Annotated in this window: 19 protein-coding genes; 11 read left to right on the top strand and 8 right to left on the bottom strand. The window is 76.1% G+C overall.

Translation table 11 applies throughout. The annotated features are described in order from the left end of the window. Positions 1–29 precede the first annotated feature (29 nt). On the top strand, positions 30–830 hold the full coding sequence (locus ABTZ17_RS08710; protein ID WP_352194810.1) for a hypothetical protein: 801 nt from the start codon (positions 30–32) through the stop codon (positions 828–830). A gap of 225 nt (positions 831–1,055) precedes the next feature. Continuing rightward, positions 1,056–2,045, top strand: coding sequence for a hypothetical protein (locus ABTZ17_RS08715; RefSeq protein ID WP_352194811.1), 990 nt, complete (start codon positions 1,056–1,058; stop codon positions 2,043–2,045). Positions 2,046–2,081: 36 nt separating this feature from the next. On the opposite strand, the gene ABTZ17_RS08720 is transcribed toward ABTZ17_RS08715, so the two are convergent. Next, positions 2,082–2,720 (bottom strand): DUF6629 family protein, encoded by a 639-nt coding sequence (locus ABTZ17_RS08720; RefSeq protein WP_352194812.1) that lies wholly within the window; start codon positions 2,718–2,720, stop codon positions 2,082–2,084. Between the two features lie 82 nt (positions 2,721–2,802). Then, positions 2,803–4,380, bottom strand: coding sequence for an MFS transporter (locus ABTZ17_RS08725; protein WP_352194813.1), 1,578 nt, complete (start codon positions 4,378–4,380; stop codon positions 2,803–2,805). 79 nt (positions 4,381–4,459) lie between these two features. Here ABTZ17_RS08725 and ABTZ17_RS08730 point away from each other — a divergent pair, with 79 nt between their 5' ends. Beyond that, positions 4,460–5,995, top strand: a complete 1,536-nt coding sequence (locus ABTZ17_RS08730) for an ATP-dependent DNA ligase (protein WP_352194814.1) — start codon at positions 4,460–4,462, stop codon at positions 5,993–5,995. 37 nt (positions 5,996–6,032) lie between these two features. Here ABTZ17_RS08730 and ABTZ17_RS08735 read toward each other — a convergent pair whose 3' ends face one another. Continuing rightward, positions 6,033–6,446, bottom strand: a complete 414-nt coding sequence (locus ABTZ17_RS08735) for an organic hydroperoxide resistance protein (protein WP_352194815.1) — start codon at positions 6,444–6,446, stop codon at positions 6,033–6,035. Positions 6,447–6,580: 134 nt separating this feature from the next. Between ABTZ17_RS08735 and ABTZ17_RS08740 the strand changes: the two genes are divergently transcribed. Next, the gene (locus ABTZ17_RS08740; RefSeq protein ID WP_352194816.1) at positions 6,581–7,090 is read left to right on the top strand and encodes a MarR family winged helix-turn-helix transcriptional regulator; all 510 of its coding nucleotides are present in this window, start codon (positions 6,581–6,583) and stop codon (positions 7,088–7,090) included. 39 nt (positions 7,091–7,129) lie between these two features. Here the strand turns inward: ABTZ17_RS08740 and ABTZ17_RS08745 are convergent, their stop codons facing one another. Beyond that, complete coding sequence (locus ABTZ17_RS08745; RefSeq protein ID WP_352194817.1) at positions 7,130–8,044, bottom strand: dihydrodipicolinate synthase family protein; 915 nt, start codon at positions 8,042–8,044, stop codon at positions 7,130–7,132. A gap of 72 nt (positions 8,045–8,116) precedes the next feature. On the opposite strand from ABTZ17_RS08745, the gene ABTZ17_RS08750 reads away from it, so the two are divergent. Continuing rightward, positions 8,117–9,148, top strand: coding sequence for a LysR substrate-binding domain-containing protein (locus ABTZ17_RS08750; RefSeq protein ID WP_352194818.1), 1,032 nt, complete (start codon positions 8,117–8,119; stop codon positions 9,146–9,148). A 39-nt stretch (positions 9,149–9,187) separates the two neighbouring features. On the opposite strand, the gene ABTZ17_RS08755 is transcribed toward ABTZ17_RS08750, so the two are convergent. Further along, positions 9,188–9,457, bottom strand: a complete 270-nt coding sequence (locus ABTZ17_RS08755; RefSeq protein WP_352194819.1) for a metal-sensitive transcriptional regulator — start codon at positions 9,455–9,457, stop codon at positions 9,188–9,190. A 190-nt stretch (positions 9,458–9,647) separates the two neighbouring features. Between ABTZ17_RS08755 and ABTZ17_RS08760 the strand changes: the two genes are divergently transcribed. Together ABTZ17_RS08760 and ABTZ17_RS08765 are read left to right on the top strand one after the other, a co-directional pair. After that, the gene (locus ABTZ17_RS08760; protein WP_352194820.1) at positions 9,648–11,312 is read left to right on the top strand and encodes an FAD-dependent oxidoreductase; all 1,665 of its coding nucleotides are present in this window, start codon (positions 9,648–9,650) and stop codon (positions 11,310–11,312) included. A 296-nt stretch (positions 11,313–11,608) separates the two neighbouring features. After that, a complete protein-coding gene (locus tag ABTZ17_RS08765) occupies positions 11,609–12,148 on the top strand; it encodes a rhodanese-like domain-containing protein (RefSeq protein WP_352194821.1) in 540 nt (179 codons plus the stop codon). Between the two features lie 134 nt (positions 12,149–12,282). Here ABTZ17_RS08765 and ABTZ17_RS08770 read toward each other — a convergent pair whose 3' ends face one another. Beyond that, on the bottom strand, positions 12,283–13,173 hold the full coding sequence (locus tag ABTZ17_RS08770) for a sulfurtransferase (protein ID WP_352194822.1): 891 nt from the start codon (positions 13,171–13,173) through the stop codon (positions 12,283–12,285). A gap of 261 nt (positions 13,174–13,434) precedes the next feature. Here ABTZ17_RS08770 and ABTZ17_RS08775 point away from each other — a divergent pair, with 261 nt between their 5' ends. The 4 genes from ABTZ17_RS08775 to ABTZ17_RS08790 all read left to right on the top strand — a co-directional run bounded on the left by ABTZ17_RS08775 (position 13,435) and on the right by ABTZ17_RS08790 (position 19,637). Beyond that, positions 13,435–14,271, top strand: coding sequence for a hypothetical protein (locus ABTZ17_RS08775; protein ID WP_352194823.1), 837 nt, complete (start codon positions 13,435–13,437; stop codon positions 14,269–14,271). Then, a complete protein-coding gene (locus ABTZ17_RS08780) occupies positions 14,271–16,427 on the top strand; it encodes a bifunctional serine/threonine-protein kinase/ABC transporter substrate-binding protein (RefSeq protein WP_352194824.1) in 2,157 nt (718 codons plus the stop codon). The genes ABTZ17_RS08775 and ABTZ17_RS08780 overlap by 1 nt, the downstream gene beginning before the upstream one ends. A gap of 7 nt (positions 16,428–16,434) precedes the next feature. Next, on the top strand, positions 16,435–18,654 hold the full coding sequence (locus ABTZ17_RS08785; protein ID WP_352194825.1) for a bifunctional serine/threonine-protein kinase/ABC transporter substrate-binding protein: 2,220 nt from the start codon (positions 16,435–16,437) through the stop codon (positions 18,652–18,654). A 347-nt stretch (positions 18,655–19,001) separates the two neighbouring features. Next, entirely contained in the window at positions 19,002–19,637 is a 636-nt protein-coding gene (locus ABTZ17_RS08790; RefSeq protein WP_352194826.1) for a hypothetical protein, read from the top strand. Between the two features lie 78 nt (positions 19,638–19,715). Here the strand turns inward: ABTZ17_RS08790 and ABTZ17_RS08795 are convergent, their stop codons facing one another. Then, the gene (locus tag ABTZ17_RS08795) at positions 19,716–20,450 is read right to left on the bottom strand and encodes a family 16 glycosylhydrolase (protein ID WP_502994624.1); all 735 of its coding nucleotides are present in this window, start codon (positions 20,448–20,450) and stop codon (positions 19,716–19,718) included. Positions 20,451–20,698: 248 nt separating this feature from the next. Then, positions 20,699–21,919: an enoyl-[acyl-carrier-protein] reductase FabV gene (fabV, locus tag ABTZ17_RS08800; RefSeq protein ID WP_352194827.1), complete on the bottom strand. Its 1,221-nt coding sequence runs from the start codon at positions 21,917–21,919 to the stop codon at positions 20,699–20,701. Positions 21,920–22,052: the final 133 nt, after the last annotated feature.

Below are 22,052 nucleotides of genomic sequence, written 5' to 3' on the forward strand. Positions count from 1 at the left end.
CGCTGCAAGGAACGGAGGAGCCACACACCATGAAGTCGCCGATCGGCCCCGGGAACGCGGTCGCCTTCGCGCTGGGGGCGCTCTGCGCCGCCCTCGCGCTCGGGGCCTTCGAGGACGGGGACCCGGGCCCCGCGTCCGCCGCCGCCCCGCCCCGGCCCACGGCCTCCGCCACGGCCCAGCGCGGCGCCGCTCCCGCCCCGGCCGTCAGCGTGCGCGCCCGCGCCACCGCCGCGGCCCCCGGGCCCGAGCGGCCGACGAGCCGGCTGCTGCTGTCCACCGGCACGGTCATCCAGCGGGACGGGTTCGAGGCCACCGCGACCGGTTTCGCACCGGACGAGCGGATCCGGCTCACCTGGTCCGGAGAGTCCACCGGGACCTTCTCCACGGCCACGGCCGGCCCCGCCGGCTCCGTCTCCCTCGCCCTGCGCGCCGACATGGATCCCGGGTCGTACACCCTGCGCGCCATCGGTCTGGTGAGCGGCCGGATCACCGAGGCCCGGCTGACGGTCCGCCCCGGCCCCGTCGAGACCGCCCCCGCCCCCGAGCCCGGCCGGAGCGCCGGCGCGGAGTGGCCCGAACTCGCCCTCTCCGACGCGTCAGTGCCCCGTGACCGCGAGTACCGCGCCCTGGCCACCGGCTTCGAGGCGGGCGAGGCCGTCCGGTTCACCTGGAGCGGGGCCGGGACGGGCACCTTCGGGGAGGTCCGCGCGGACTCCGCGGGACGGGCCGCGCTCACCCTCCGGCTGGCCGACGCGGGTGCCTACCTGATCGAGGCCACCGGCGCGGACAGCGGGCGCTCGGCCCGCTCGCCGGTCCTGATCACGGACTGAGCACCCTTCGAAGGGCCGCGTCGTGATGATCCGTCAGGGATATCGACCGTGTATCTGTTGACATGAACTGGCCAATCCTGGGCGGCTCGATCCCGACGGATTTCTTCCATCGTGCGCTCTCCCGGCCGAGCACCCCTGCGGTTGCCACGCTCCCCCCTAGCGTGACGCACCGACCGCGCACCGACCGCGCACCGACCCCGCACGCACCGGTGAGAGGACCCCCTCATGACCCAGCTGGCCGACGGCCGCTCCACCGCACCGAGAGCACGCTCCGGGAAGCCGGACCGCACCCCCTCCTTCCTCTTCGACGGGCACGCCCCGCGCCGCCGCGGCCTGGTGCTGCTCCTCGGCGCCCTCTTCGGATTCGCGCTGACGGTCGTGTGGTCCGCGGAGTTCGTGGACAAGACCGTCGGCGGCACCATCTCCGAGACCCTGCTCGGGCACCCGGCCGCGGACGCCCCGATCTCCGGCGCCCTCGCCGGCATCGCCTTCGCCCTCGCCACCGGCATCGGCGGCACCTTCACCGCCTGCAACATCGCCGTGTTCAGCGCCATGGCCCCGCTCGCCGGACAGGCCAGTACCCGCCGCGGCCGGATCACCGCGATGCTCGTGCCCCTCGGTCACCTCGTGCTCGGCGCCGTCGCCGTCTCCGCCCTCTACGGTATGGTCGCCGCCCTCGCCGGCACCGGCATGCCCCAGTTCCAGGAGTCCGTGCCCGGCGCCACCGGCTTCTCGCCACGGATCGTCCAGGCCATGGTGGTGTACGGGATCATGGGCCTGCTCATGGTGTACCTCGGGCTCGCCGCCGCCGGACTGGTCCGGGACCCCCTGGCCCGGATCACCGCCCGCTACCCCCACGCCCCCATGCTCCTGATGGGCGGCCTCATCGGCGGCTTCCTCCTGGGCCGGCCGTACGGGCTGTTCCGGCAGCTCTTCCGCGACACCGCCGAGAGCCACAACCTCCTCTACGGGGCCGCCGCCTTCGCCCTCCAGACCCTCGGCAACGTCGTCATCGTCGCCGTGGTCCTCCTCGTCGTCAGCGCACTCTTCGGCGACCGCCTGCACCGCTGGCTCAGCGCCCGCCCCGGCCGGGTCTCCGCCCTCATGGCCGCCTCCTTCACGGCGGCGGGCGTCTTCCTCGTCCTGTACTGGGACGTCCGGATGCTCGCCCGCCGCGACCTCATCTGGTACCCGATGGCCCCCTGGGCCGGCTGACCCGCGACCGACCCCGCCCGGCGGCCCCGGGCGGGGTCAGCCCGCCGGCACCCCCACCCCGACCGCCGGCACGGCCCGCCGCGGCCACGGCAGCAACAGCACCGAAGCCACCGCCGCCAACGCGCACCAGGTCGAGACGAACTCCCACCGCCAGAGCGCCCCGCACACCGCCGCCCCCACCCCGGTCACCGCGCCCAACCGCACCAGCAGCCGGTCCCCGCTCGCCCACAGCACCCCCAGCACCGCCACCAGGTATCCGGCGAGCAGCAGGGGCGCGTACGGCAGGTCCACCGTGTAGCCCATCCGGTGACCGCGGACCTCCGCCACCACCGGAGCGCGCGCCAGACGCACGGCGAGCACCGCACCCGTGACCAGTCCCACCGCCACCGGGACCCACAGCCGCCGCCGCACCCCGGCCGGCGAGGCCCACAGCACGGCCAGGGGCACCCACACCGGCAGCAGCGGCAGCGCGATCACCGCCCAGGCCGTGACGGCAGGCCCGGATCCGCCCCCGTCCCGCCACACCACGGCCTCCAGGAGCTGGTGGACGCCCAGGAGCAGCGGCAGCGCGGCCAACGGCAGGTCGCGCACCCGCCGGACCCGCGCCACGCACACCGCCCCCACCGCGGTGATCACGGTCCCCGCCACCAGATCGGCCGTCGCGCTCCAGCACATGCCCCCACTCTCCCCGCCCCGGTCCCGCCCGGCCCGCCCGGGACCGCCGGCCGGAGGAACCGCCCCCCGCCGCCGCCCTCCCTCAACCGCTCCGCCCGCCCCCGGCCCCCAGGCCGTCATCGGCGGGCGGCTCCAGCGGGGGCGCCGTCACCGCGCAGTAGGTACGGCACCGGGGATGGCACTCCGCCCGCGGCGACCGGACGGTGGCCCACGCCAACACCGCCCCCAGCACCAGCACCCCCGCACACCAGGGCATCGCCCGCCGGAACGCCGCCTCGAACTCCCCGGCCTCGCGGTACGCCTCCGGTCCCATCCCCGACAGCAACGGCAACGCCGCGACCGCGATCAGCCCCGCCGCCCGGGCCGCCGCGTTGTTGATGCCACTGGCCAGCCCGGCCCGCTCCACCGGCACCGAGGAGAGCACCGTGGCCGTCAGCGGCGCCACCAGCACCACCATCCCCGAACCGAGCACCAGCAACGCCGGCAGCACGTCCGTCACGTACGAGGCGTCCGGCCCCGCCCGCAGCATCAGCAGCATCCCCGCCGCGCACAGCAGCGGCCCCACCGTCAGCGGGATCCGCGGCCCGATCCGCTCGCCCAGCTCCCCGGACCTGGCCGACAGCAGCAGCATCAGCACGGTCACCGGCAACAGCGCCGCCCCCGACGCCAGCGCCGACCAGCCCGCCACCACCTGCAACTGGAGCACCGCGAGGAAGAAGAACCCGCCGAACGCCGCGTACACGCACAGCGTCACCAGGTTCACCGCCGTGAACTGCCGCGAGGCGAAGATGTCCGGCGGCATCATCGGGTCCGCCCGCCGCCGCTCCAGCACCACGAAGGCCACCGCCAGCAGCACGCCCGCCACCGCCGAACCGATCACCACCGCCGACGCCGCCCGCGCCTCGATCAGCGCGTACGTCACCAACGCCAACGCCGCCGCGCCCAGCACGGCTCCCGCGATGTCGAACCGGCCGTGCGCCGCCGGATCCCGGGATTCGGGCACGTGCCGCAACGCCACCGGCACGCAGAGCGCGGCCAGCGGCACGTTCAGCAGGAACACCCAGCGCCAGCCGGGCCCGTCCACCAACCAGCCCCCGACGAACGGGCCCACCGCCGCCCCGACCCCGCCCAGCCCCGACCACAGCCCCACGGCCCGCGCCCGGTCGTCGGGGTGCAGCGACGCCTGGATCAGCGCGAGGGAACCGGGCGTGAGCAGGGCACCGCCCACCCCCTGCAGGGCACGCGCGGCGATCAGGACGCCGGCGTTCGGGGCCAGCCCGCACAGCAGCGAGCCCAACGCGAACCAGGCCACGCCCAGCACGAAGATCCGCCGCCGCCCGTAGCGGTCGCCCAGGGCCCCGCCGACGAGGATCAGCCCGGCCAGGGTGAGCATGTAGGCGTTGACGGTCCACTGGAGCGCGGCGAGTCCGGTGTCGAGGTCCTCGCCGATCCGGGGCAGGGCCACGTTCACGACGGTGGAGTCCAGCAGGGCCATGGTGGACCCGAGCACGGTGGTCAGCAGCACCCACCGGCCCCGGGCCGTACCCAGCCGGACCTGCCCGCCGGGCTCCTCGGGGGCCGGTGTCCCGGCGGTCCGGGCGCCGTCCGGGAGGGGGCCCTCCGGGCCCGGGACGGGCGGCTGCGGTGCGTCGGCGTCCATGGGCCCAGGCTGCCCGCGCGGCGGCGGATCGGCCAGTGCGCGCCGTGCGGGGGCCGCGCACCGGGGGGAGGATGACGGCATGCTGCTGGCCGAGGTCGCCCGGGTGTCGCGGGAGGTGGCCGGGACCGCCGCCCGGTCCCGGAAGACGGAGCTGCTCGCCGCGCTGTTCGCGGCGGCCCCGCCGGAGGAGGCGCCGCTGGTCATCGCGTACCTCTCCGGGCGGCTGCCGCAGGGCCGGATCGGGGTGGGGTGGCGGCTGCTGGCCGATCCGGTGCCCCCGGCGGAGCGGCCGACCCTGACGGTGACGGGCACCGACGCCGCCCTGAGCGGGCTCGCCGCCGTGTCGGGGGCCGGTGCGGTGGCCGAGCGCCGCCGGCGGGTCGCGGAGCTGCTGGGCGCGGCGACCGCTCCGGAGCAGGACCTGCTGCGGGGGCTGATCTCCGGGGAGGTGCGGCAGGGGGCGCTGGACGCGGCCGCCCTGGAGGGGGTGGCCGCGGCGGCGGGGGTGCCGGCCGCCGCGGTGCGCCGGGCCGTGATGCTGGCCGGTGCGCTGCCGCCGGTGGCCCGGGCGCTGCTCGCCGAGGGGCCGTCGGCCCTGGACGCCTTCACGCTGACGGTGGGGCGGCCGGTGCAGCCGATGTTGGCGCACACGGCGGGTTCGGTGGCGGAGGCGGTGGCGGCGTTGGGCGCCTGCGAGGTGGAGGAGAAGCTCGACGGGATCCGGGTGCAGGTGCACCGGTCGGCCGGGGAGGTGCGGGTGTACACCCGCACGCTGGAGGAGATCACGGGGCGGCTGCCGGAGGTCACGGCGCTGGTGGCGGGGCTGTCCGGCGGGGATCTGGCGCTGGACGGGGAAGTGATCGCGGTCGGGGAGTCGGGGCGGCCGTCGCCCTTCCAGGAGGTGGCGGGCCGGGTCGGTTCCCGGCGGGACGTGGCCGCGGCCCGGTCGGCCCTGCCGCTGTCGCCGTTCTTCTTCGACGTGCTGGCGGTGGAGGGGCGGCCGCTGGTGGACCTGCCGCTGTCGGAGCGGCGGGCCGTCCTGGAGGAGCTGGTGCCGGAAGGTGCGCGGGTGCGCCGCCTGGTGGTGCCGGACGGGGCCGATCCGGCGGAGGCGGAGGCGGAGGCGTTCTGGCGTCGCACCCTGGAGCGCGGGCACGAGGGGGTGCTGGTGAAGGGGCTGGACTCGGTGTACGCGGCGGGTCGCCGGGGCCGGTCCTGGCTCAAGGTGAAGCCGGTGCACACCCTGGACCTGGTGGTGCTGGCCGCCGAGTGGGGGCACGGCCGCCGGACCGGCCTGCTGTCCAATCTGCACCTGGGGGCCCGGACCGCGGACGGCGGTTTCGTGATGCTCGGGAAGACCTTCAAGGGCCTCACCGACGCGGTGTTGCGCGAGCAGACGGACCGCTTGCGGGAGCTGGCGCTCTCCGACGACGGGTTCACCGTGCGGGTGCGGCCGGAGCTGGTGGTGGAGATCGCCTTCGACGGGCTCCAGCGGTCATCGCGCTATCCGGCCGGGGTCACGCTGCGGTTCGCCCGGGTGGTGCGGTACCGGTACGACAAGACGGCGGCGGAGGCCGACACCGTGGACACGGTGCTGGCCTCCGCCGCCGTCTGAGCCGGGCCGAGGGGCCCGTCCGGACCGTCGGCCCGGACTACTCGACGACGAGCTCGACGGGGATGTTGCCGCGGGTGGCCTTGGAGTAGGGGCAGACCTCGTGGGCCTGCTTGACCAGCAGCTCGCCGGTCTCGCCCTGGAGCGCCTCGGGCAGCTCCACGCGCAGGGTCACCGCGAGGCCGAAGCCGCCGTCGGTGTCCTTGCCGATGGAGGTCTCGGCGGTGACGGAGATCTCGCCGGTGTCCACCTTGGCCTGGCGGCCGACCAGGCCCAGCGCGCTGGCGAAGCAGGCGGCGTAGCCGGCCGCGAAGAGCTGCTCGGGGTTGGTGCCCTCGCCGTTGCCGCCCAGGGCCGGGGGCATCGCGAGCGGGAGGTCGAGGCGGCCGTCGGAGCTGACGGTGCGGCCCTCGCGGCCGTTGGCGGTGGCGACAGCGGTGTACAGCGCGTCCATCGGATGGATCCTCTCGCGGAGTGTGGTCTGCGGGGTGCGGTCCGCCGGGGCGGTCTCGCTCCATCACTATGGCACGCAATTCAATTGCGCACAACTAAATCGCCTCCGAGTGGCCTCCGCGCTACCCTGGTCCCATGACCGAGCAGCCCACCGAGCAGCCCATCGGGGCGCCGTACGCGACCCTCACCGACGAGGACTTCCTGCGTCTGGACGGGCAGATCTGTTTCTCTCTGCACGCGGCGGCCCGGGCCTTCGGCGGGATCTACCGGGTCCTCCTCAAGGACCTCGGCCTGACCTACCCGCAGTACCTGGTCATGCTGGTCCTGTGGGAGCGCGGCCCCCAGCCCGTCAAGGAGCTCGGCCGCAGCCTCCGACTGGACTCCGGCACCCTCTCCCCGCTCCTCAAGCGCCTGGAGGCGGCCGGGCTGGTCCGCCGGGAGCGCAGCGTCGAGGACGAGCGCTCGGTACGGATCTCCCTGACGCCCGAAGGCGACGCCCTGCGGACCGGCGCGGCCCGGGTGCCCCGCCGGATCGCGGCCGCCACCGGCTTCCGGCTGGAGGAGATCCAGGACCTGCGCAGCCGCCTGGACCGCCTCACCGCCGCCCTGGACGCCGCCGCGGAGACCGGGGAAGGCCCCGCCTGACCCGGCCCGCCGCCGGCCCGTCCCTCCGAAGGACGCGACCTAGGCGAGGGCGTCCAGGGCGGCGAGCGCGCCGGCCACCGAGGAGGCCGCCGCGGGCAGCAGGGGCAGCCGGACGTCCGCGGTCGGGATCGTCCCCCGCGCGTGCAGGACCCCCTTGAGCACGGTCGGGTTGGGCTCGGTGAACAGCGCCGCCGACAGTCGGGCCAGAGCGTGGCCCAGCTCCCGCGCCCGGTCCGTCCGACCCTCCCGCCAGGCCGTGGTGAGCTCCGCGAACCGGTCGGTGGCCAGGTGCGCGGAGGCCAGGATCCCGCCGGTCGCCCCGAGCGCCAGCAGGGGGGACAGGAAGACGTCGTCCCCGGCGAGGACGGCGAACTCCGGTGGCAGGTCCCCCAACAGCGCCACCGTCTCCGCGTCCACCGAGCCCGCCGCGTACTTGACCCCCGCCACCCCCGGCAGCGCCCCGAGCGCCCGCAGGTCGGCGGCGCCCAGCGGCATCCCCGTGCGGTACGGGATGTGGTACACGACCAGGGGCACCGGGCTGTCCGCGGCCAGCCGGGTGAAGTGCGCGAGGACGCCGGCGGCTCCCGGCCGGGTGAAGGCGGGGACCGTGACCAGCGCGCCGGCGACCTCGGGCCGGTCCGCCAGCCCGGCCAGCGCCGCCGCGCAGGCCCGGGTGTCCCCACCACCGGCCCCCACCAGCAGCACGGCCCCGCGCTCCCGGCACACCCGCGCGCAGACCTCCACGACGAGGCCCCGCTCGGCCGCGTCGAGGGCGGCGACCTCCGCGGTGGTGCCGAGGGCCACGATCCCGGTCGCGCCCCCGTCCAGTACGGCGTGGGCCAGCCCCTCCAGGGCCTCGGCGGCCACCTCCCCGCCGGGGCCGAAGGGGGTCACGAGGGGGACGAACACCCCGTGCAGACGCGGAACGGTGGGTGCGGTGGGTGCCTGAGTCATGGCGTCGAGCCTGACCGCCGCGCCCTGTGCAGGTCCAGTTCGCTTTTCTGGTGGGAAACGTAAGCTGAGCTGATGCTCGACGTACGACGCCTGCGCCTGCTGCGGGAACTGTCCCTGCGGGGCACCATCGCGGCCGTCGCCGAGGCCCTGGCCTTCACCCCTTCGGCGGTGTCCCAGCAGCTCGCCGCCCTGGAGCGGGAGGCCGGGCTGCCCCTGCTGGAACGGACCGGCCGCAGGGTCCGGCTCACCCCGGCGGGGGAGCGGCTGGTCCGGCACGCCGAAGCCGTGCTGGCCCGGCTCGAACGGGCCGAGGCGGAGTTGGCGGGAGCCCGCCGCGGCCCTGCCGGCCCGCTGCGGATCGGGGCCTTCCCCACGGCCACCCGGGCCATCCTCCCCGCCGCGCTCGCGGCCCTGGCCGTCCGCCACCCGGACCTGGAGCCGATGGTCTCCGAGACCGACCCGGCTGCGGTGGCGCACGCCCTGCGGGCGGGGGAGCTGGACCTGGCCCTGATCCACACCTACGACTTCGTGCCCGCCCCGGAGGAGCCCGGACTGGCGACCCGCTTCCTGTGCGCGGAGGACATGTACCTGGCGGAACCCCAGGCACCGCCGGCACCGGCGGCACCGGTGGGCTCGGACGGGTCGACGGGGTTCGGTGCGGGGGGCGCGGAGCGCGGGGGAGGTCCCGCCGGGCGGGACGCAGGCCCGCGCGGACTCGCGGACTGCCGGGACGCCCCGTGGATCACCGCCACGCCGGGCACCCTGTGCCGCACGATGACCGAACGGGCCTGCCAGGCCGCCGGGTTCACCCCACGGGTGCGGCACCAGGTCGACGAGTTCGCCACCGTGCTCGCCCTGGTCGCGGCGGGCCAAGGGGTGGCGGTGGTGCCGCAGTTGGGGCTCGCCGATCCGGTGCCGCCGGTCCGGCTCACCCGGCTGGCCATGCAGCGGCGCACCCTGGTCGCCTTCCGGGCGGGGGCGGGCGACCACCCCGCCGTGGCGGCCGTGACCGCGGCGCTGCGCGCGGCCGTTCCGGCGGGGCTGGACCGGGGGTCGGATGCCGAACCTTCGCCCCGACAAGCCCCGTTCGGATCCCCTGCCTGACCTTGGGCGTGCCCCTGCCCCGGCCCGATCTCCGGGGGGTCAGGCCAGGGACAGGAACAGCTTCTCCAGCTCCTCCTCGGTGAGCGGGGCCTCCTGGCCGTCCGCCCCGCCGTCGCGGCACTGCCGCATGCCCGAAGCGATGATCTTGAATCCGGCCCTGTCCAGGGCCCGGGAGACCGCCGCGAGCTGGGTGATCACGTCCTTGCAGTCCCGGCCGTCCTCGATCATCCCGATGACCCCGGCCAGCTGTCCCTGGGCCCGGCGCAGGCGGTTCAGCACCGCGCCCGAGACCTCCTCGTCCACCTTCACGACGCTCCGCCTCTCCTGTTTCCGTGCGGATCCACGATACCCGTACGGGTATCGCTCCCCAAGTGAATCCGCTTCACTTTTGCAATCCTGATACCCCCGGGGGTACTGTCTGAACATACCCCCCGGGGTGTTTCGCGGATACCCCCCTGGGTATGGTGCGGTCACTCGTGCACGGAAGGAACGGAACTCCATGAAGGTCGTCGTCATCGGAGGAGTGGCCGCGGGCATGTCCGCGGCGGCCCGGCTGCGCCGCCTGGACGAGCGGGCGGAGATCGTCGTCCTGGAACGCGGCGAGCACGTCAGCTACGCCAACTGCGGGCTGCCCTACCACCTCGGCGGGGTCATCGAGGACCGCGACGCCCTGCTCCTGCACACCCCCGAGAGCCTGGCCCGCCGCTTCGCCCTCGACGTCCGCACCCGCGCCGAGGTCGTCTCCGTGGACCGGGAGCGGCGCACCGTCCGGGTCCGCGACCTCCGGAACGACACCACGTACGAGGAGAGCTGGGACCACCTGGTCCTCGCGCCCGGCGCCCGCCCCGCCGTCCCGCCCGTCCCCGGGATCGCCCGCGCCCACACCCTGCGCGACATCGCCGACCTGGACGCCGTCCTCGCCGCCCTCGCGGACGGCGCCCGCACCGCCGTGGTCATCGGCGCCGGCTTCATCGGCACCGAGGCCGCCGAGAACCTCCGCCACCGCGGCCTCGCCACCACCCTCGTCGAGGCGGGCCCCCAGGTGCTGCCCCCGCTCGACCCGGAGATGGCCCGGCCGCTCGCCGACGAGCTCCGCGCCCGGGGCGTGGACCTCCGGCTCGGGGCGCAGGCCACCGAAGTGCTCCCGGAGCAGGTGCTGCTGTCCGACGGCTCCCTGGTCCCCGCCGACCTGGTCCTGCTCGCGGTGGGCGTCCGGCCCGAGACCACCCTCGCCACCGCCGCGGGCCTCGCGCTCGGCCCGCACGGTGGCATCCGTGTCGACTCCGCCCTGCGCACCAGCGACCCCCGGATCCTCGCGGTAGGCGACGCCGCCGAGAAGCAGGACGCCTTCGGCGCGGACACCACCCGCCTGGTGCCGCTGGCGAACCTCGCCAACCGGCACGGCCGCCTCGCCGCCGACACCATCCTCGGCCGCACCGCCGCCGCCCGACCCGCCCAGGGCACCGCGATCGTCCGGGTCTTCGGCCTGACCGCGGCCGCCACCGGCCGCAACGAGAAGGAACTCCGCCGCGAGGGCCGCCCCCACCGGGTCCTGCACCTGCACGGAGGCTCCCACGCCGGCTACTACCCGGGAGCCGCCCCGCTCTCCCTGAAGCTCCTCTTCGACCCCGAGGACCTGAGCATCCTCGGCGCCCAGGTCGTCGGCGCGGACGGCGCGGACAAGCGGATCGACGTCCTCGCCACCGCCATCGCCGCCCGACTCCCCGTCACGGCCCTCGCCGATCTGGAACTGGCCTACGCGCCCCCGTACGGCAGCGCCAAGGACCCGGTGAACCTCCTCGGCTACCTCGCGGACAACCTGCTCACCGGCACCACGCCCACCGTCCAGTGGCACGAGACGGCAGGCCCGGAAGTCGAGACCGGGGCGGGGGTCGAGGCGGGCGGGGCGGCGGTGGGACCGGTCCTGCTCGACGTCCGCACCGAGGAGGAGCACGTCCGGGGCCACCTGCCCGGATCGCTGCACGTCCCCCTCGACGAACTCCGCGCCCGCGCCGCCGAACTCCCCACGGACCGGCCCCTCACCGTGTACTGCCAGGGCGGTCAGCGCGCACACACGGCGGTCCGTCTCCTGCGGAACCTGGGCCTGGACGCCGCCAACCTCGACGGCGGCTGGCTCACCTGGTCCGCGGGCACCGCGGCCTGACCGCCTGACCGCCTGACCGCCTGACCGCAAGGCCGTACGGCCGACCGCGGTAGTGCGGGGCCGGGGCAGCGGTACCGGGAGCGGTGCGGCGCCCGCCGTTCGCGGCACCGTTCGCGCCCGCACAGGAATTCCCCGCGGGGCCCGAGTCGGACCCGACCGCCCGCGCCCCGACGCCCCGACCCCGGCCCGGTTCCGCTCAACCTACAGGCCACCCCCCTCCACGCCCCCACGCCCCCGTGCCACCCGGCCCCGAGCCGCACGCTCCCCGTACCGCGCCGTCCCGATCGGAGATCCCCGTGTCCCCCTCAGCCCTCCCCGCCCCCGAACTCGCCGCCGACCAGGCCCGCGCCCGGCTCCACGAGTTCGAGGTCATCGACGTCCGTACGCCGGCGGAGTTCGCCTCCGGGCACCTGCCCGGCGCCCGCAACGTCCCCCTGGACCGGCTCGCCCCCGCCCTGGACGGACTCCGCGCGTCCGGGACCGACCTGCTCGTGGTGTGCGCCTCCGGCGCCCGCTCCGCCCAGGCCGCCCGCACCCTCGCCGGGCACGGGCTCAACGCCCGCTCCCTCGCCGGTGGCACCGGTGCCTGGCGGCGGTCCGGGGGAGAGCTGCACCATCCCGGGGGCTCCGCTCCGGCCCGTACCGTCTGGGCGATGGAACGGCAGGTCCGCTTCGCGGCCGGCGGCCTGGTGCTCCTCGGCCTCGCCGCGAGCCTCCTGCACCCGGCCTTCCTGCTGCTGTCCGCGGGTGTGGCCGCGGGTCTGGTGTTCTCCGCCGTCACCGACACCTGCGGCATGGCCGCCGTCCTGGCCCGCTTCCCTCACAACCGACGCTGAGCCCGACCGCCCCCGACCCGACCCCGACCCCGACCCCCGATTCACGGTGTCCATGGGACGGACGCCACGGACCGGGGTCCGGGTCGGTGGCCCTCGTTCCGTGGGCACCCCCCGGCGGGCTTCGCGCCCACCGCTCAGGCGTCGCCCCTCACCACCGGCAGCGCGGAGGGCAGGCCCCACTCGCTCCACGAACCGTCGTACACGGTCAGCTCGCGGTCCTCGTGGCCGGCCAGGACCGCGCCGAGGGCCAGCACGCACGCCGTCACCCCGGATCCGCAGCTGAACACCAGTCGCTCCGCGCCCCGTTCACCCGTCCGCTCCGCGAACACCGCGCGCAGCTCGGCCGGTTCGCGCATCCGACCGTCGCGCTGGAGCGTGCCGAAGGGCAGGCTGACGGCCCCCGGCATGTGACCGCCGCGCAGCCCAGGCCGGGGCTCCGGCTCCGTCCCCGCGAACCGGCCGGCCGTGCGGGCGTCCAGGACCGCCGCCGTCGGGTCATCCAGCGCCGCCAGCACCTCCGCGCTCCCGGTGAACAGCCCCGCGCGCGGCCGGGCCGTGAAGTCACCCGGCGGGCCCGCGTACCAGGCGGGCTCCGCCGCCACCGGTCCGCCCGCCTCCCGCCAGGCCGGCAGCCCGCCGTCCAGCACCGCGGCCCGGTCGAACCCGGCCGCCCGCAACATCCACCAGGCCCGCGCGCTGGAGTACACCCCCGCCGCGTCGTACACCACCACCGTGTCCGTACCGCGCAGCCCGAGGCCGCGCAGCGCCGCCGTCAACGCCTCGGGTCCCGGTGCCGTGTGCGGCACCGCCGAGCCGTGGTCCGACAGGGCGCCGTCGAGGTCGAAGGGACGGGCACCCGGCACGCTCGCGGCCGCCCCCCGGAGCGCGCCCACCGACGCGTCGAAGACCACCAGGCCGGGCGCCCCCAGCCGGTCCGCCAGCCACGCCGCGTCCACCAGCGGACCCGGCAGCGGGCCGGGGCCCCGGCCGTAGTCGTCCGTTCCGCTCTCCCGCGCAACCCCCACGGTTCCCGCCCCTCCTCGTCCGCCCGACGGCCGCCACGGCCCCGGGTCCCCGCGCTCCGACCCCGGGGGACCGGTGCGCGCCGGCAAGATCGTAACCAGCCGCCCCCCGCTCCCCGCACCCCGTTTCCGGGCCGCCCGCGCGGACCCGCCCGGCGGCCCGCACCACCCGCGAGCGAGGCGTCCGGACCGGCGGGGCCCACCGTGAAGGGGATCCCCGCATTCCCTCCCGACACCCCGGCCCCCGGGCGTAGCATCGCGGCCATGGGGGGAATGCCGGTCAAGGGAACGGACGGATTACGGCGCGCGCCCGGCGCGTGCGCCTGCGTGCTCCTGGTGCTGGCCGCACTCGGAGGCTGCTCCTCCGGCCCGGCCGCCCGGGCCCCCGCCGCCTCCGGCACCCCCGCGCGGACCGCGAGCCCCACCCCTTCCGCGACACCCGCCCCCACGCCCGCGATCACCACCCCGCCCGTGGATCCCGCGAAGGCGCCCCACACCAGGGCCGAGGCGGTCGCCGTCCTGGAGAAGGTCATCGCCGACGCCCGCCTCTTCGACACGCGGGTGCGCCCCGCCACCCCGTACGAGAGCCGCCCCGGCACCTTCCCGGTGCTCGACGCGGACTGCCTGTGGCAGACCGGACCGCTTCCCGAGGGGGTACTCGCCGCCCGCACCCGCTACTTCCGCCTGCCGGCCCGCACCGGAGGCGGCGACGTGGAGATCACCGCCACCGTCACCGTGCACGGCTCCGAGGCCGGGGCGGGCGGCCGCCTCGCCCGATCCCTGGAGGACGCCATGCGCTGTCCGGACCAGCGCCTGCGCGACGACCAGCGGCTCACGGGACTCACCGGAGTGGCCATGTACTACGGCGAGTTCGGGAACGTCGTCAGCCACGACACGGTCAACGAGTACGGCACGTACACCGGACCGGACGGCAGCCCGCAGAAGTACGTCTGGGTCCAGAGCCGGTACGGACCCGTCACCATGGCGGTGTCCGTCAAGAACGCCCCCGGGGTCGACTGGACCACACTCCAGGAGATGTACGCCACCGGCCACGCCTGGATGGTGCAACGCGCCAAGATCGCCCTGGGGAAGGCCGCCTGATGGAGCCCCTGCAGCCCGCCGACCCCTCCCGCATCGCCGCCTACCGCCTCCTCGGCCGCCTCGGCAGCGGCGGCATGGGCGTGGTCTACCTCGGCCGCACCGCCGACGGAGCCCTCGCCGCCGTCAAGGCCATCCGCACCGACCTGGCCGAGGAACCGGGCTTCCGGGCCCGGTTCCGCCGCGAAGCCGGCCTCGCCGGACGGGTCCGCAGCCCCTGGGTGGTCGAGGTGATGGGCGCCGATCCCGACGCCCCCGAACCGTGGCTCGCCACCGCCTTCGTGCCCGGTGCCGGCCTCGACGAAGCCCTCGCCGCGCACGGGGCGCTGCCACCCCGCAGCGTCCGCGTCCTCGGCACCGCCCTGGCCCGCGCCCTCACCGCCCTGCACGCCGCCGACCTCGTACACCGCGACATCAAGCCCGCCAACGTCCTCCTCGGCGTGGACGGGCCCCGCATCATCGACTTCGGCATCGCCCGCGCCGCCGGCGACACCCCCCTCACCTCCGCCGACGTGGTCATCGGCACCCCCGGCTACCTCTCGCCCGAGCAGGCCGAAGGCGCCCCCGCCGGCCCGCCCGCGGACGTCTTCGCCCTGGGCTGCCTCCTCGCCCACGCCGCCACCGGCCGCCCACCCTTCGGCACCGGCACCACCGAAGCCCTCCTCTTCCGCACCGTCCACGACGCCCCCGACCTCACCCCGGCGGGCCCCGCCGACGCCCCGGACGCCGCACTCGTCGCCCTGCTGCGGGAATGCCTCGCCAAGAACCCGCAGGACCGCCCCACCGCCCGACAACTCGCCGACCGCCTCGGCGAGGACGTGCCCGCCGGCACCGCCGACTGGCTGCCCGACCCCGTGGTCACCGCCGTCGCCGAACGCGCCGGACTCCTCCTCGCCCTCCCCGGCATCGAGGAGACCCTCGCCGACCCCGGGGCCGCCACCCCGCCCGCTCCAGGCCGCCGCCGCTTCCTCACCCTCGCGGGCGGCGCCGCCCTCCTCGCCGCGGGCGCCGGCACCGCCGCCTGGCTCACCCTCCGCGACCGCCCCGCCGCCGCCCCGACCCCGGCCGCGCCAGCCCCCCGCCGCTGGACCATCGGCCTCCAGGCCGACCTGTCCGGACCGGAAGCCGCCGCCGGCCGCGCCCAGGACCGCGGGGTCCGGCTCGCCGCGGCCGCCTTCAACTCCCGCCCCGGCAAGCCTTTCACCCTCACCGTGAAGACCGTCGACGACCAGGGCGACCCGACCCGTTCCGCGCAGGCGACCGCCGAACTCCTCGCCGACCCCGACCTCTTCGCCGTGATCGGCCCCACCGGCATCGCCTCGGTCCTGCCCGTCCTCGCCACCTACAGCGAAGCCTCCACCCCCCTGCTCACCGTGTCCGCCGCCGCCACCGTCTACAGCGTCGCCGAACGCCTCACCTTCTTCCAGACCTGCCCGCTCGCCATGACCCAGTACGGTCCCGCCAACGTCCGCATGGTCGTCGGCCTCGGCCTGCGCAAGCTCGGCGTCCTCTGCGACCGCGCCGGGGACTCCGACGCCACCCAGACCGCCTTCCTCATGGACAAGGCCGTCGGCACCTACGTCCCCGCCGCCACCGCCTACCCCCGCGTCGTCGCCCGCGAGGCCACCGACCTGCGGCCCGTGGTCACCGACCTCCTCGACCACCGCGTCGACGGGATCTTCTACACCGGCTCGGTGGAACGCGCCGCCGAGATCGCCCGCCTCCTCGCCGCGGCCCGCTTCACCGGCCCCCGCACCCTCGACTACCGCGCCGCGGGCGAGCCCTTCCTCGCCGCCGCGGGCCCGGCCGCCGAAGGCTGGGAGTACTTCGCCCCCTACGTCGGACCCGGCAGCCCCGCCGTCACCGCCCTCGCCGCCGCCCACCGCCGCGCCCACGGCACCGAACCGGCCCCCTGGACCGCCGAGTCCTACGACGTCACCCTGATGGTCGCCGAACGCCTCGCCGCCCTCGCCCGCGGCGGCACCCGCCCCACCCGCTCCGCCCTCGTCGACGGCCTCGCCAAGGGCACCTACAAGGGGCTGACCCGCACCTACGGATTCGACGCGGAAGGCCGCCTCTCCCTCCCCGACAGCCACCGCTACCGCATCGAAGGCGGCCGCGTCCGCTACCAGGGACCCGCCCCCAGCGCCCCCGCCTGACCCGCCCGTGCGCCCCCTCACCCGCACCGACCCCTCCCACGTCGGCGGACACCGGCTGCTCGGCAGGCTCGGCTCCGGCGGCATGGGCACCGTCTACCTGGGCCGCTCCCCGTCCGGAACGCTGACCGCCCTCAAGGTCATCCGCGCCGAACACGCCGCCGACCCGGCCTTCCGCGCCCGGTTCCGCCGCGAAGCGGAGGTCCTGTCCGGGCTGCGCGGGCCCTGGCTCGTCCCCGCCACCGCGGCCGACCCGGAGGCCCGCGAACCCTGGCTCGCCACCCCCTTCGTACCGGCCCCCTCCCTCGCCGAGGCCGTCGCCCTCCACGGCCCGCTGCCCGCCCGGACCGTACGGATCCTCGGACGGCGCCTCGCCGAGGCCCTCGCGGAGATCCACATCACCGGGCTCGTCCACCGGGACCTCAAGCCCGGCAACATCCTGCTGGCGCTCGACGGCCCCCGCCTCATCGACTTCGGGATCGCCCGCCCCGAAGGGGCCACCGCCCTGACCGCCACCGGAGCCGTCGTCGGCACCCCCGGCTACCTCGCCCCCGAACAGGCCCGCTCCGACGGAGACGGCACCACCCCCGCCGCGGACGTGTTCTCCCTCGGCTGCGTCCTCGCCTTCGCCGCCACCGGCCACGGCCCCTTCGGCGGCGGCCACCCCGCCGCCGTCGTCTTCCGCACCGTGCACGAGGAACCCGACCTGGAGGACGTCTCCGCCGCCCTCCTCGCCACCGTCACCGCCTGCCTCGCCAAGGACCCGGGCCTGCGGCCCACCGCCGCCGAACTCACCGACCGCCTCGGCCCCGGAGACCGGGAAGGCCCTGACGGTCCCGGCGGCGATCCCGAAAGCCCCGGCGGCGGTCCCGAAGGCCGCGAACCCGACTGGCTCCCGCCGGCCCTGCCCCGGATCATCGCCGAGCGCTCGGCCCGCGCCCTGGAGCTCCCCGCCCCCGATCCCACCCTTCTCGATCCGACCGCGGCCGACCCACCCACGGGCCGCCCCCGCCTCACCCGACGCGGACTCCTCACCGCCGGCGCCGTCCTCGCCGCGACCGCCCCCGCCGCCTGGTACGCGAGCACCCTCGGCTCAGACGGCACAACGCCCGGCACCGGCACCGGCTCGCCCCGCAACCGGCCCGTCCACACCCTCGCCCTGCACGCCGACCTCACCGGTCCGGGCCGCGCCACCGGCCTCGCCCAGGAACGCGGGGCCCGTCTCGCCGTCGACGCCCACAACGCCCGCGCGGACGCTCCTTTCCTGCTGCGCCTGCGCCCGGCCGACGACCGCGGCGACCTCGCCGCGGCGGGCGCCATCGCCCGCACCCTCATCGCGGACCCGACGGTCCTCGCCGTCCTCGGCCCCACCCGCCCGGATTCCTTCCCCACGGCCGCCCGCGCCTACGGCAAGGCCCGCATGCCCCTGGTCACCGTCTCGGTGCCCCTGGCCGACTACGACTTCGCGAGCATGCCCACCTCCTGCTCGACCCGCGTCGCCGACGGCATGCTGAGCCTCCCCGTCCTGCACTACCTCTCGGTCGTCCGGCGCGTGACCCGCACGGCCACGGTCTACGACCCCACCGCCGCCGACATCGCGCGCGGCCTCGCCGACAGCCTGCTGGAGACCTCGCCGTCCGGGGGCACCACCACCGAACACCGCCTCGGCACCGGCGCGGGCGCCCCCGCCGCGGCCGTGACCGCCCTGCGCGCGGCCGGCGCCCAAGGCGTGGTGTACTGCGGCACCGACCCCGTGCGGGCCGCCCGCTTCGCCCGCGCCCTCGCCGACAGCCCGTTCAGCGGCCCCCGCGTCACCCTCGCCCCGGCCATGGAGCCGGCCTTCCTGACCGAGGCCGGGTCCGCCGCCGAAGGGTGGGCCTTCAGCGCCCCCTTCGCCGACCCGGCCGCCGTACCCGCGGCGGCCCCCTTCGTCGCCGCCCACCGCGAGGCGTACGGCACCGCGCCCGCGCGCTGGGCCCTGGAGGCGTACGACGCCGTCGGACTGGTGGCCGCAGCCATCACCGCCGTCGCCGCCGGCTCCGACGGCACCACCGCGCGCTCCCCGCTGGCCGTGCGCGTGGTCCGCACCGCCTACCGTGGCCTGGCCAAACCCCTCGACTTCGGCGACGTGAACCACATGGTCACCAGCGCCGACGCCACCTTCCTGTACCGCGCCGAGTCCGGCCGGTACGTCTGTCTCGGCCCGGTGCCACGCGCGAACCCACGCTGACCGCCGCCGCGCGGCGCTGCGGCGGGGCGAGGTGGGCGGGGCGGCACGGGGCGGCCCAGGGCGGATCCACGTGCGCGACCCCGGAACCAGGCCCCCACGCACAGGCTCCACGGGCCCCAGCCGCCCCCTGCGACCCCCGAGTCTGTCCGGGACCGGGCCCGGACCGTCCGGGACGCGTCCGGGACGGTCGTCTCCGCGCCGCACCCGCCCCACCGTTCCCCCGAGCCCGCGGGCGTCACACGGCCGCGTCCTAGGGTGCTGACCGCAGTCCGGCCCCGACCGCCGTGGGGCCGAGGAGTCCCGTCCCGAACGAGTCCGATCCCGACCGATCCGCGAGGAGTCCCGTCATGCGCATGCGTCGAGAGCGTGGAAACCTGCGAGTCACCGCCGCCCGCACGGGTGTCCGCACCGCCTCCGTGGCAGCGGCCCTGGCCGCCGCCGCCGCCCTGCTCACCGGAACGGGCAGCGCCCAGGCCGCCCCCTCCGCCGCCGGGGCGCCCTCCGCGCCCGGCTCCGACCTGGCCCGTTTCGAGGGCCGCACCCTGGACCTGTCCGGGGACTGGGGCGAGGCCAAGGCCTGCCTGATCCGACGGTCCGCCGGCACCGTCCAGTGCTTCCGCACCGTCGCCGAACTGACCGCCAAGGAAGCCGAGCTGACCGCCCTCGCCGGCCGGACCACGGCCGCCGGCGGCGCCCTGGCCGCCTGCTCCTCGCCGGTCCGCCTCTACGAGCACGGTCAGTTCTGGACCGGCGGCGGTGGCCGCGTGCTGTCCTTCTGGGACCGCGGCTACTGGCAGAACCTCGGCAACTGGGACTTCAACGACAACATGTCCTCGTACAAGGTGGGCGCCTGCACCGCGCACCTCGCCGAGCACAACGGCGGAGGCGGCTACTGGTACCCGGGCAACACCGGCCCCTGGGCGGAGGAGGGCGTCCTCCGCTCCGGCTGGAACGACCGCGTCAGCTCCATCAAGATCGACTGACGGCACGGCCCGAACAACGCGGCGGGGCCCCTTCGGGCCCCGCCGCGGCGCCCCCGAAAGGCCCCGGGGGAGGGTGCCCTACCCCCGGGCCCGGGACCACGGCCACCACCCACCGGGCCGTCCCCGCCACACCCGCAGCCAGGCCACCTCGAAGGACATCTCCGAGACCTCGGGCGCCGGGGCCGGGTGGTAACGCCCGGCGCACACCGACAGGTTGACGATCAGGTAGGCCGACCACCGCCGCCCGACCCCCCGCCGGTCCTCGTACACCCGGACCCCGTTGAGCCACCACACCACCGAGTACGTCCCGAACTCCACCTTCAGGTCCACCCACCCGCCGGGCTGCACGTCCGGATCGCGGTGGTACAGGTGCCCGCCCCGCACGTGGTTGGACAGCTCCAACAGGTCCGGGTTGTCCGGGTGGTACTCGAAGACGTCGATCTCGTTGCCGCCGTCCCGCCAGGTCCAGATCGCGGGCCAGGCACCCGTCTCCTCCGGCAGTCGGACCCGCGCCGACAACACGTCCCCGGCCCGCACCATGAACCCCTCGCGGCTGCCCTCGGTCGTGAGCAGCCCGGCGTTCCAGTTCCCGTCGGGGCGGCGGGTGGCGCGGAAGGTGCCCCCGCGGCTGTACGCGGGATCCGGGGTGAGGTGGTCGAGCTTGTTGTCGCCGGGGTTGACGGGCCCGCCGCCCGGATAGGCCCAGGACCGCCCGGCGACCCACTGGGCCTCGGAGCGGAAGTCCGCTTCGAAGTCCGGCGGTCCGTCATGGGCCGCGGCCGGCCCCAACCGGAGCCGCTGCCTGAGATCGATGAGGAAAGTGGACACGGGTCGCTCCTCCCGGTGTGCTGGTGGTCCCCCGGCCGGTTCTGCCCCCGACCGGAGCGCCCCATACCCTTTCGCTCACACTTGGCAACCTAATTGTTACCCAAAGCAACCGAAGTGACGTTTCAGCACGTCAGGCGGCACGTCCGACCGCACGCCGCTCCCGGTCCTGGCCCGCCTCGCCCGAGTGCGGTGCCCCCCGTCGCCCGTCCACCACCGGGCCCGGGGCGCCCGGTTCAGCGCGCGGACTCCGGCCAGGCCACGTCCACCTCCACGGCCGCCCCGTAGTCGACGCCGGGCACGGCGAACCCGTACAGCCGCCGCACCTCGTCACCGAACCAGTCCAGGTCGGCCAGCCCGGCGACGTTCGCGCTGGTCGCCCTCGCCCACCGCTCGCCCACGGCCTTCTGCACGGCGGGGTCCAACTCCCAACCGTCCAGCCGTACCCGCCCCTCCTCGTCGCGCACGAGCGGACGCGCCCCCGTGAGCCGGTCCCACAGCTCCACGGCCTGATCCACGGGCGCGACCATCTCCTCGCCGAGCACCCCGCGCAGCAGCCCCACGTACAGCGCGATTCCGGGGATGGCCGTCGAGGACTGGGTCACGGCCGCCGCGTTCACGGAGGTCAGCGCCCGACCGCCGACCGACTTCGACAGCCGTTCGTCCAGGGACCGCGCGGTCTCCTCCAGATGGGCCTTGGCCGCGCCGATGGTGCCCTGACGGTAGAGGGCGGCGGTGAGCGGCGAGCCGATGTAGGAGAGCGCGACCGTCCCGAACCCTTCCGCGAGCAGGTTCCGCCGCTCCAGGAACTCCACCCACCGCCGCCAGTCCGCGCCGCCCATCACGGCGGTGGTCCGGGCGACGTCGTCCCCCTCGGCGGGTTCCGTCGTGACCTCCTTCACCTCCGGAGCGGCGTCAGCGTCGAAGACGAGGGTCTTGGTGGTGTGCGCGGCCCCGATCGGCTTCAGCACCGAGGCGTACACCTCGCCGGTGTCCGTGTCGGTGCGGCGCGGTGCGGCCACCGAATAGACGAGGTGGTCCACGCGCCCGCCGAAGCGTTCGGCGACCAGCTCCGCCACCCGCTCCTTGACCTCGTCCGTGAAGGCGTCGCCGTTGACGAACACGAAGTCCCTGCCGTGCTCCCGCGCCAGCCGGGCGGTGGCGGCGGTGCGGTACCAACCCGCGGTGCCGGTGCGGCGCCCCGGAGCCTTCTCGAAGCAGACGCCGATCCCTCGGATCCCGACCCGCGCCAACCCGGCCACGGTCGCCGCCAGCCCGTACCCGGCGGAGGAGCCGATGACCAGCGCCACCGGAGCCCCGTCCGGGCGGGCGACGGGCTCCGTGTCGGGCGTCGGGACGGACCGCCACATCTCCTCCACCAGGCGTTCGCAGCCGCCGGGGTGCGCGTCCAGGAAGAGGAAGCCGCGGCTCCTGGGCGTGATCACGCGTTCGGTCATGATGGGGTCCCCCACTCGTGGTCGCGGACCCGGCCGGCCGTCTCGGCCGCCCGGTCCCCGTCAGTCTGGGCCCGCACCGACACCCCGAGTGATCTTGAGGCCCACAAGGATGCCGGGCGGCCCTTGGAGGACC

This window comes from Streptomyces sp. NPDC097619 (assembly GCF_040302735.1).
Taxonomy (GTDB): Bacteria; Actinomycetota; Actinomycetes; order Streptomycetales; family Streptomycetaceae; genus Streptomyces.